Here is a 10,625-nt window from a genome sequence, read left to right as displayed (position 1 = left end):
ATTCACGGCACCAACGCCGATTTCGGCATCGGGATGCGCGTCAGCTCCGGCTGTATTCGTTTGCGCCCGGACGATATCGAAGCGCTGTTCAACAGCGTGCCGCAGGGTACACGCGTACAGGTGATTAACCAGCCGATCAAATATGCCATCGAGCCCGACGGCAAACGCTACATTGAGGTACACCAGCCGCTGTCGCGTAATGAACAGGACGATCCGCAGACCATGCCAATTGCGCTGAGTGCGCCGCTGAAAGCCTTTATAAAGAGTGCGAAGAGCGACAGTGCGCTGATTAAGGCGGCGATTGAACGTCGTTCAGGCATGCCGGTGCTGGTGAGCAGTGGGGAACCGGTGAGTGAGGCGACGCCGCTGCCGGCAGTGCTGCAGACGCAGCAGGGGGCAACAGGCGGTGCGCAAGCCACCATCAGTCAGGCGCAGGGCGAAGCCGCTGCGACACCGTGATTCAGGGCCAGCGGACGGCAGAATCCGGACAAAAAAAATGGTGCCACAAGGGCACCATTTTTCAAACCAGAACTCTTACTTACGGTAAGAGTGAGCCTGGTTGTCCAGACGCTGGTTAGCGCGAGCTGCGTCGTCTTTAGCAGCCTGAACGTCAGAACGGATTGCGTTCACGTCGTTGCTCAGCTGGTCAACTTTAGCGTTCAGAGTCTGAACGTCTGAAGACAGCTGGTCGATTTTAGCGTTGCTTGAGCAACCAGCCAGCAGAGTTGAACCCAGGATTACCGCGCCCAGTACCAGTTTAGTACGATTCATTATTTATACCCTCTAGATTGAGTTAATCTCCATGTAGCGTTACAAGTATTACACAAAGCTTTTTAAGTTGAGAATAAATTTTTGATGAGAACATGCTTAAATTTGATCGTTCGCTCAAAGAAGCAGCGTTTCGCAGAACATGATGAAAATATTTAGCGAAAACAGAGAGATTTAATCGGATTAACCTTAATTCTGCGGGATATTGAATAGTTATTATCGATTGGAATTTTCCGCTTTCTGTCTCAGGCGCGGAATAAAAAAAGCGCCCCGAAAGGCGCTCTTTTAAATAAACATCACCGGCTAGATCAGAGTACATGCACCGACGCGGTGTTGGTGGTTCCGCTCGGTACCAGCGCACCCGAAACCATCACCACGACATCGCCTTTCTGCGCGTAGCCACTCTGCAGCGCCATCTCTTTGCCGATGCGGTAGAAATCATCGGTCGAGGCGATTTCGCTCACCAGACGCGTTTCAATCCCTTTGCTGAGAATCAGCTGACGCGCGGTGGTCTGGTTAGTGGTCAGGGCCAGAATGGTGGCATCCGGGAAGTATTTACGCACGGATTTAGCTGACTTACCGCCTTCGGTCGCCACCACAATCACCGGCGCTTCCAGTTTCTCAGCGGTCTCAACGGCGCCACGGCACACTGCTTCAGTGATACGCAGCTTGCGCGAATCCTGCAGGGAATCGATGCGCGATTTCATCACGCGATCGGTACGCTCGCAGATGGTCGCCATGATGGTGACCGACTCCAGCGGGTATTTACCCTTGGCGCTCTCACCGGACAGCATCACCGCGTCGGTACCGTCAAGGATGGCGTTGGCCACGTCGCCGGCTTCAGCACGGGTAGGGCGCGGGTTCTTGATCATCGAATCCAGCATCTGCGTCGCGGTGATCACCACTTTGCGCGCTTTATTACACTTCTTGATCATCATCTTCTGCGCGAAGATCACTTCTTCAACCGGGATTTCCACACCGAGGTCACCACGCGCGACCATGATGCCGTCAGAGGCTTCCAGGATCTCGTCGAAGTTGTTCAGGCCTTCCTGGTTTTCGATCTTGGAGATGATCTGAATGTGCTCACCGCCGTGAGCTTTCAGGTGCTCACGGATTTCCAGCACGTCAGAACGTTTACGGATGAAGGAAGCCGCAACGAAATCCACGCCCTGTTCGCAGCCGAAGATCAGATCACGCTTGTCTTTTTCCGCCAGCGCCGGCAGCTGAATGGACACGCCTGGCAGGTTGACGCCTTTGTTTTCGCCAAGGTCGCCATTGTTCAGCACTTTACACACCACGGTGTTTTCCGTGACTTCGGTGACTTCCATGCCGATCAGACCATCGTCGACCAGCACGGTGTTACCAATTTTCAGGTCTTCGGTGAAACCGGCGTAAGTAACGGCAACGCGCTCGCTGTTACCAATCACTGACTGATCGGTGGTGAAGGTGAAGGTCTGGCCAGCTTTCAGGGACACATCATTGCCACCGTCCAGTTTCATGGTACGGATTTCCGGGCCTTTGGTGTCCAGCAGAATCGCGGCCTGGCGACCGGTTTTTTCCATGACGGCACGCATGTTGGTGATGCGCTGACCATGTTCGGCATAATCCCCGTGAGAGAAGTTCAGGCGCATGACGTTCATGCCTGCTTCCAGCAGTTGAGTCAGCATCTCTTCGGATTCGGTTTTCGGACCGATAGTACAAACGATCTTGGTCTTTTTCATGTCAGATTTCTGTAAGTTGTGATGGATGATAAAGGTCGGGGTTCGATGCGCCTGGCACCGAAGTAAAAATCTGTTTGGTGTTGGTACGTTTGCCACAGAAGTAAGAATAGGTGACGACGGCTAAGCGTGCAGAGAAGTTATGCGCCGGGCGGAGAGACCGTAGCGACGGCGTTGCGCAAATGATGTAAGTGGCTGGCATAGGCACGTTAGCGCTGAAACCTTTCAGGTGGAACAACGCGGCATAGTATAGTCGCTAAGTATGCGAAAACCAATATAAAAGCAGAGGGAGAAAACCGACTCAGATCAAGGAAAGGCGAGTTGCGCAAGGGAGATAACAGCAAAAGTGGTGCGCTCTAATGGACTCGAACCATCGACCCCCACCATGTCAAGGTGGTGCTCTAACCAACTGAGCTAAGAGCGCATTTCAGAAATCTGGTGCGTCCGAGTGGACTCGAACCACCGACCCCCACCATGTCAAGGTGGTGCTCTAACCAACTGAGCTACGGACGCACTTGGTGCGCTCTAATGGACTCGAACCATCGACCCCCACCATGTCAAGGTGGTGCTCTAACCAACTGAGCTAAGAGCGCAACACGCTGTCAGGGCGACAGCGGGGACGAATATTAACGGCAGGCCGTGATGCTGGCAAGCGGAAAAGTGATTTTTCCTGACGACTGACCAGCAACTGTGCTATGCGTCGTTTTTTTCGCCATTGCGGGCCAAATAAACGCCCGCTCAGCCACTTAGCGCGCGGCGCGCGCCAGAATCACCTGCGCCGGTAAACGCTGCAGACGGCGGATGCGCCAGATCATCATCACCGCCGCCGACGTCAGACCGACGATAAATCCGCACCAGAAACCGGCCGGCCCCAGCGGTGCCACCACCCAGTCGGTCAGCGCCAGCACGTAACCCACCGGCAGCCCCAGCACCCAGTAGGCGATCAGGGTAATTAAGAAGATCGAGCGCGTGTCCTTATAGCCGCGCAGGATACCGCTGCCGATCACCTGAATCGAATCCGAGAACTGGTAGATGGCCGCCAGCAGCATCAGCTGCGCCGCCAGGGTAATCACTTCCGGATTAGCGGTATAGAGCGCGGCAATATCGTGGCGGAAGGTCACGGTAAACAGCGCGGTGATCGCCGCCATGGTGATACCCACGCCCTGACCGGTCCACGCGGCGATGCGGGCCTGTTCGGCCGAGCCCTGGCCCAGACGGTAGCCGACGCGAATGGTGGTGGCGACGCCGAGCGACAGCGGCAGCACAAACATCAGCGAGCTAAAGTTGAGCGCGATCTGATGACCAGCGACTTTCACAATGCCGAGCGGCGACACCAGCAGCGCCACCACGGCAAACAGCGTGACCTCGAAAAACAGCGCCAGCGCGACCGGTAATCCCAGCGTGAACAGGCGCGTCAGGATGGTGCGCGACGGTGGCGACCAGCGGTTATGCATGCGAATATCGCGCATGGCCGGCATGCGCTTCATCCAGAAGCGCATCACCAGATACATCACCCAGTAAACCGACGCGGTGGCGACGCCACAGCCCACGCCGCCCAGCGCAGGCATACCGAAATGGCCGTAAATAAACACATAGTTCAGCGGAATGTTGGTCAGCAGGCCGAGGAAACCCAGCAGCATCGCCGGCTTAGTCTTCGACAGCCCTTCACACTGATTACGTGCCACCTGGAAAAACAGGTAGCCCGGTGCGCCCCACAGCAGCGCGTGCAGATAACCTTCTGCTTTGGCCGCCAGCTGAGGATCAATGTCATGCATGGTGTGAATCAGGTAGCCGGCGTTCCACAGCACCACCATAATCAGCAGCGCCACGCCCGCCGCCAGCCAGTAACCCTGGCGCACCTGTTCTGCGATGCGTTCGCGTCGCCCGGATCCGTTGAGTTGCGCAACGGTTGGCGTCAATGCCAGCAGCAGACCATGACCAAACAAAATGGCGGGAAGCCAGATAGAGGTGCCGACAGCAACGGCGGCCATATCCGTGGCGCTCACCGCACCGGCCATTATGGTATCCACAAATCCCATCGCGGTCTGTGCCACCTGAGCAAGGATGACCGGGATCGCGAGGGCCAGCAATTGACGCGCTTCTGTTAAATACTTCTGCACGTATCACCTGCGTAATTTAAGAAGAGAGCGGGGCGGAATCCCCAAAGAATGCGCGACCTAGTGTAGCGGTAGCCCGCACTTCCGCCAAACATTGATCGCATTTGGCTGCGCCATTTGTGTAAAGTTTGCGCGCCGGCAAATTAAACCTTGCGGCGCAAGCTGTGATAAACTGCCACAAACTTCGCAGAGGCTGAAATTATGTTTACCGGAATTGTGCAGGGCACGGCAGAAATTGTCGCCATTGAAGAAAAAGAGTTGTTCCGCACCCACACCGTGCGCTTGCCTGCTGAGCTGCTGCCCGGCCTGGCGCTGGGCGCCTCGGTAGCGCACAACGGGTGCTGCCTGACGGTGACCGCCATTGACGGCGATCGCGTCAGCTTCGATCTCATCAAAGAGACGCTGCGCATCACCAACCTCGGTGAATTACAGGTTGGCGACATCGTGAATATTGAGCGCGCCGCGAAATTCAGCGATGAAATTGGCGGACACCTGATGTCCGGCCATATTATGACCACTGCCGAAATCTGTAAAATTATCCAGTCAGAGAATAACCGCGAAGTGTGGTTTAAATTACAGGACGCTGAGCAGATCAAATATATTCTGCATAAAGGATTCGTCGGCATCGATGGTATCAGCCTGACAGTCGGTGATGTCACCAAAAGTAAGTTCTGCGTGCACCTGATCCCGGAAACGCTGGAGCGCACCACGCTGGGCGCGAAGAAGCTGGGGCACCGGGTCAATATCGAAATCGATCCGCATACCCAGGCGATTGTTGACACCGTTGAACGTGTGCTGGCGCAGCGTGATGCCGCGGCCGCGCTGGCGGCACAAACGCTGCCGGACGCGGAGTAATCGCGAATAAAAAAGGCGCGTTAAGCGCCTTTTGTCCTGGCTCGGAAATCAACGCGCCACGCGCAAACCGCCTTCGGCGCCGCGGCTGAACACTACCTGCCATAGCTGAATATCCCGCGCGCGAAACGCACCGGCGCAGGCGTTGAGGTAATAGCTGAACATCCGTTCGAAACGCTCGCCATACTTCTCTGCCAGCTGCGGCCATGCCGCCTGAAATCGCTCGTACCAGGCCATCAGCGTGGTGTCATAATCCGCGCCGAAGTTGTGCCAGTCTTCCATGATGAAGTGGGATTCGCTGGCATCGGCGATCTGCCGTACCGACGGTAAACAGCCGTTGGGGAAAATGTATTTATCGATCCACGGGTCGACGTTCATGTCGGTTCTGATCGCCCCAATGGTGTGCAGCAAAAACAGGCCTTCCGGTTTCAGGTTACGATCAACCACATCGAAGTAGGTGGCATAGTTTTTCGGCCCGACGTGTTCGAACATGCCCACCGACACGATGCGGTCAAACTGCTGGTTCAAATCACGGTAATCCTGCAGCAGAATGGTCACATCCAGACCGGCACAGCGCTGCTGCGCCATTTTCTGCTGCTCGGCAGAGATAGTCACGCCATGCACTTTCACCCCGTAATGACGCGCGGCAAATTCCGCCAGCCCGCCCCAGCCGCAGCCGATATCCAGTAGCGTCATGCCTGGCTCAAGCTGCAGCTTGCGGCAGATCATATCCAGCTTGTCCTGCTGTGCCTGCTCCAGCGTTTCCGCGCTTTTCCAGTAGCCGCAGGAGTACTGCATAAATGGATCGAGCATCAGTGAAAACAGGTCGTTGCCAAGATCGTAGTGCTCTTTACCAACAATCCAGGCGCGTTTCTTTGACTGCAGATTGGTGAGGCGCGCCGCAGCAATGCGCAGCGTATCTTTAAAATGGTGCGGTAACTGCTTATCCAGATGATGTTTCAGCACGCGGTGGAAGAACATATCCAGACGTTCACACTCCCACCAGCCGTCCATGTAGCTTTCACCGAGGCCCAGCGATCCCTCCTGCAGGACCCGTTTGAAAAAATCCGCATGTCTGACCTGAATATCCCAGGGGCGTGTGCCGTTGATGTGAATGTCCGCCCGCTCCAGTAATTCATGGGCGATACGAAACCATTGGTTTTCTTCAAGGCTCACTTCTTCTATACACGATGAACTCATAGCTTCTCCATCACCTTTCCGATTTGAACCTGAGAAAAAGAATAGTCAAATTCCTCAAGCCTGTGAGAGAACTCACGGAAAATCCGTGCGCCAGATAGCCGACGTATTACAGAGGTATGAATCTGAATAGAGATGTCTGCCACAACTCCGGAGGTGAATATCGTGCAGACGCCATCCCAGCGACAGTGTCGCTAAAAAATACGCTCATTATGTTATTGATTTGTTGCAGAAATGCTGACCTACTGAGTATATGCTCACGCAGGTCAGTATTCAATGGCTTATCGTTAGTTTGCTAACGATAATCGTTGCCTTAGCAATTATCTTCGCAGGGACGGGAAGCGTGAGCAATATCACTTTGTGCGCTGGCGCTGCGCTGCCACAGGAAACCGGCCCAGGCGAGGATCACTGTCGCCACCATGACCAGCGTAGTATGCAATAGCGCCTGCTGCAGACCGGCGGAAACAATCAGGCTGGCGAAGAAGCATAAGCCCAGCTGCAGCAGATTCTGCAGGCCGGCCGCTTTGCCGGTGGCCTGCGGGAACGGGGCGAGGGCGCTGGACACCACAATCGGGTAAATCGCGCCATTGGCCAGCGCCATGCCGCAGAACGGCAGCAGCAGAGCCACCAGCGGCGGCGTAGTCATCAGCGCCACCGCAAACAGGCCCAGAATGCTCAGGCTGTAAATCATCAGCAACCACGGCAGCAGCTGCGCACCCTGAAAGCGATTCAGCAGTGCGCGACAGCCAAATCCGCCCAGCAGGAAGGCGATGGTCTGCGGAATATAGCTCAGGCCAATGTCCGCCGGGCTCAGACCCGCGGCGGCGAGGATAAACGGCGAGCCGGTCAGCCAGGCGAAGAAACTGGCGGAGCAGGCGGCATAAATCAGTACGTTACCGCTGTAAATACGCGTCGCCAGCAGCGTGAGCCAGCTGGGCTGCGGCGTGCTGTCGTGGCGCGCACGCGGCGCGCTGGCCAGTTTCAGTGTGCCGAACAGCAGCACCAGCGTCACCAGCGTGAGCGCCAGGAAAATGGCGCGCCAGTGAAAATGGGCCATCAGCCAGGCACCCAGCAGCGGCGCCAGCGCCGGTGACAGCGCCACCAGCGGCATAATCGTGGCAAACACTTTGTTGGCTTTGGCCTGCGGATAGCGATCAACCACCAGCGCCTGCCAGCTCACCGCCGCGGCGCACACGCCTACCGCCTGTACAAAGCGCAGCGCCAGCATCAGCCAGACGTTAGTCACCCACAGCATGGCAATACAGCTCAGCGCAAACAGGCTCAGGCCGGCCAGTAAAATCGGCTTACGGCCAAAGCGATCCGACAGCACACCCCACAGCACCTGCGCACAGGCAAAGCCGCCCAGAAACAGGCTCAGGCTAGCGCTGATGGTGCCCGGTGCGGAAGCAAAGTCGCGCTGCATGGCGCCGAAGGCGGGTAAATACATATCGGTGGCCAGAAAGCCGAGCATGCTCAGCACGGCAAGGTAAGGCAGAAATCCTTTAGATGACAGCATGGTTTTTCTCATTCGGCAGGTTGAACGGCGGGGAGTGTAAAAGGGTGCAGCGGGCTTTGTGAAACGCTAATATTTGCAGGGTGCTGTTAAAATTTTTGATGGGAAAACTATGTGGTCGGAATATGCGCTTGAAGTGGTGGACGCGGTAGCGCGCACCGGCAGTTTTAGCGCGGCGGCGCAGGAGCTGCACCGCGTGCCCTCTGCCATCAGCTATACCGTGCGCCAGCTGGAAGGCTGGCTGGCGGTACCGCTGTTTGAGCGGCAGCATCGCGAAGTGGTGCTGACGGCAGCAGGCGAGCATTTTGTGCGTGAAGGGCGTTCTGTTATCAAAAAAATGCTGGCCACGCGCCGTCAGTGTCAGCAGCTGGCTAATGGCTGGCGCGGTCAGCTCAGTATCGCGGTAGATTGCATCGTCAAACCGCAGCGCACCCGCCAGCTGGTAAAGGATTTTTACCGCCATTTCCCCGATATGGAGCTGATCATCAGCTACGAAGTATTTAACGGCGTGTGGGACGCGCTGGCTGATGGTCGTGTCGATGTGGCGATTGGCGCCACCCAGGCCATTCCGGTCGGCGGCCGCTTCGCCTTTCAGGATATGGGCGCGCTCAACTGGCGCTGCGTGGTGAGTCCGCAGCATGCGCTGGCCCACAGTCCGCAGCTGGACGACGAAACCCTGCGCGCCTGGCCGTCGCTGGTGCTGGAAGATACGTCGCGCGCGCTGCCGCGCCGCATGACGTGGACGCTGGATAACCAGCGGCGGCTGGTGGTGCCGGAGTGGGAAACCGGGCTGGATTGCCTGCAGGCTGGATTGTGCGTGGGCATGGTGCCGGGGCACCTGGCGCGCCCGCTGCTGGACAGCGGCGCGCTGGTGGAGCTGGCGTTGCCGCAGCCGTTTCCGGACAGCCCGTGTTGCGTCAGCTGGTCTGAGCAGCGTGCGTCACCGGCGCTGGCGTGGTTGCTGGAATATCTGGGCGATGCGGAGACGCTGAACCACGAGTGGCTCAGCGAGAAGGCGGCTTAACGACGGTAATCGCGGAACGGGCCGTCGGCCACGGAGCGGCGCTCAATCAGCGTGGGCTGCACTTCAATGGTCTGCGGTTCTTCGCGTTTGCTGGTGATGCGGTCCAGCAGCATCTCCAGTGCCTTTTCCCCCAGCTGGGCTTTCGGCTGGTGCACGGTTGTCAGCGCCGGGGTGAAGTAGCGCGCGTTGCGCACATTGTCATAGCCAATTACCGAAATATCCTGCGGCACGCGCAGTCCCATCTCGTCGGCCGCGCAAATCGCGCCCATCGCCATGATATCGCCGCCGCAGAATACCGCCGTCGGGCGCTGTTTCTGGTTCAGGATCTGCTGCATTGCCTGATAACCTGACTCCGGTTCGAAGTCACCCTGCACAATCCACTCGGGACGGACGCTGATGCCCGCTTCCTGCATCGCCTGCAGAAAACCTGCATGACGGCCACCACCGGTGTTGCGCTCCATCTGGCCAGGGATAGCACCGATATCGCGATGGCCGCGCTCAATCAGGTATCGTCCGGCGAGGTAACCGCCGTGGAACGCATTGTCCTGCACGGTATCGGTAAAGTCCCCGCGCGATTCGCCCCAGTCCATGACCACCATCGGGATATTGCGGTTCTCTTCCAGCATCTGCAGCAGATCGTCGGGATATTCGGAGCACATGACCAGCAGGCCATCGACGCGCTTTTGCGCCATCATTGACAAATAGGCACGCTGTTTTTGCAGATCGTTATGCGCGTTGCCGAGAATCAGCGTGTAACCACGCTCAAAGCAGTGATTCTCCACGGCTTCAATAATTTCGGCGAAGTAGGGCGCTTCGCTGGAGGTCGCCAGCAGGCCCAGCGTCTTGGTGTGATTTACCTTCAGGCTGCGGGCCACCGCGCTCGGTGAGTAGTGCAGCGCTTTAATCGCTTCCCATACGGCGTTACGCGTCTCTTCCGCGACAAAACGCGTTTTGTTGATGACATGCGAAACCGTGGTAGTTGAGACCCCGGCGCGTTTCGCCACATCTTTAATGGTTGCCATGAAAATGGTACTCCTGGGCTTATCGCAACTTACTGATAAGTATATTGTTAAACGTTTGCGTCTGCTAATGGTTTTGCGCCCTGAATATCAGGGCTAATCTGCTTAATCGGGCAGGGAAACATCCTTCAGCAGGCTGTCAATGCAGCATGCGCTAAATCTGTTGCGCAACGAAAGGCGGCGATTCTAGCAAGCCGGGGCGGATAACACGAGATTTTTGCCCATCACTGTGCGAAAATTATTTAACCATGCAAACTGTGTGACTAAGGAGTTGTGATGAGTACCGATTTAAAACTGGCATTGACCACCACCGCCGCTGCTCTGCTGATGATTATTGCCTTTAGCTTTACCGCCATTCTGCATTAATAAAAAAGCCGGTGCTGCTGAACAGCCACCGGCTTTTTTGTTGCGCAACGC

General features: G+C 56.7%; 10 protein-coding genes and 3 tRNA genes. 4 read left to right on the top strand and 9 right to left on the bottom strand.

All coding sequences use genetic code 11. The features are described from left to right. The coding region (locus tag ERD80_RS20110) for a L,D-transpeptidase family protein (protein ID WP_168926302.1) at positions 1 to 459 on the top strand (459 nt) is incomplete at its 5' end. Positions 460 to 534: 75 nt separating this feature from the next. On the opposite strand, the gene ERD80_RS20105 is transcribed toward ERD80_RS20110, so the two are convergent. The 6 genes from ERD80_RS20105 to ERD80_RS20080 all read right to left on the bottom strand — a co-directional run bounded on the left by ERD80_RS20105 (position 535) and on the right by ERD80_RS20080 (position 4,606). Then, positions 535 to 771: a major outer membrane lipoprotein gene (locus ERD80_RS20105; protein WP_007374746.1), complete on the bottom strand. Its 237-nt coding sequence runs from the start codon at positions 769 to 771 to the stop codon at positions 535 to 537. A 305-nt stretch (positions 772 to 1,076) separates the two neighbouring features. Then, positions 1,077 to 2,489 (bottom strand): pyruvate kinase PykF, encoded by a 1,413-nt coding sequence (gene pykF, locus ERD80_RS20100; protein WP_021506226.1) that lies wholly within the window; start codon positions 2,487 to 2,489, stop codon positions 1,077 to 1,079. Positions 2,490 to 2,833: 344 nt separating this feature from the next. Beyond that, positions 2,834 to 2,910 (bottom strand) — tRNA-Val (locus ERD80_RS20095). A gap of 12 nt (positions 2,911 to 2,922) precedes the next feature. Further along, positions 2,923 to 2,999: transfer RNA gene (locus tag ERD80_RS20090), tRNA-Val, on the bottom strand. Between the two features lie 3 nt (positions 3,000 to 3,002). Continuing rightward, positions 3,003 to 3,079: transfer RNA gene (locus tag ERD80_RS20085), tRNA-Val, on the bottom strand. Between the two features lie 153 nt (positions 3,080 to 3,232). Continuing rightward, entirely contained in the window at positions 3,233 to 4,606 is a 1,374-nt protein-coding gene (locus ERD80_RS20080; RefSeq protein ID WP_136548294.1) for an MATE family efflux transporter, read from the bottom strand. A 198-nt stretch (positions 4,607 to 4,804) separates the two neighbouring features. On the opposite strand from ERD80_RS20080, the gene ERD80_RS20075 reads away from it, so the two are divergent. Then, positions 4,805 to 5,458 (top strand): riboflavin synthase subunit alpha, encoded by a 654-nt coding sequence (locus ERD80_RS20075; RefSeq protein WP_127833971.1) that lies wholly within the window; start codon positions 4,805 to 4,807, stop codon positions 5,456 to 5,458. Positions 5,459 to 5,506: 48 nt separating this feature from the next. On the opposite strand, the gene cfa is transcribed toward ERD80_RS20075, so the two are convergent. Continuing rightward, positions 5,507 to 6,655: a cyclopropane fatty acyl phospholipid synthase gene (cfa, locus tag ERD80_RS20070; protein ID WP_021506223.1), complete on the bottom strand. Its 1,149-nt coding sequence runs from the start codon at positions 6,653 to 6,655 to the stop codon at positions 5,507 to 5,509. 310 nt (positions 6,656 to 6,965) lie between these two features. Next, complete coding sequence (punC, locus tag ERD80_RS20065; RefSeq protein ID WP_136548292.1) at positions 6,966 to 8,168, bottom strand: purine nucleoside transporter PunC; 1,203 nt, start codon at positions 8,166 to 8,168, stop codon at positions 6,966 to 6,968. Positions 8,169 to 8,277: 109 nt separating this feature from the next. Here punC and punR point away from each other — a divergent pair, with 109 nt between their 5' ends. Then, the gene (gene punR, locus ERD80_RS20060) at positions 8,278 to 9,189 is read left to right on the top strand and encodes a DNA-binding transcriptional activator PunR (protein WP_059011034.1); all 912 of its coding nucleotides are present in this window, start codon (positions 8,278 to 8,280) and stop codon (positions 9,187 to 9,189) included. Here the strand turns inward: punR and purR are convergent. Then, positions 9,186 to 10,211: an HTH-type transcriptional repressor PurR gene (purR, locus tag ERD80_RS20055; protein WP_021506220.1), complete on the bottom strand. Its 1,026-nt coding sequence runs from the start codon at positions 10,209 to 10,211 to the stop codon at positions 9,186 to 9,188. The two genes, punR and purR, sit on opposite strands and share 4 nt — an antisense overlap. Before the next feature lie 273 nt (positions 10,212 to 10,484). Between purR and ERD80_RS20050 the strand changes: the two genes are divergently transcribed. Beyond that, positions 10,485 to 10,574, top strand: a complete 90-nt coding sequence (locus ERD80_RS20050) for a YnhF family membrane protein (protein ID WP_021506219.1) — start codon at positions 10,485 to 10,487, stop codon at positions 10,572 to 10,574. The last annotated feature ends 51 nt before the right edge of the window (positions 10,575 to 10,625 follow it).

This window comes from Pantoea sp. R102, assembly GCF_004916815.1.
GTDB classification, from domain to species: Bacteria; Pseudomonadota; Gammaproteobacteria; order Enterobacterales; family Enterobacteriaceae; genus Pantoea; species Pantoea dispersa.
The sequence above is the reverse complement of the archived record's forward strand: the minus strand, read 5'-3'. Positions and strand labels throughout refer to the sequence as shown.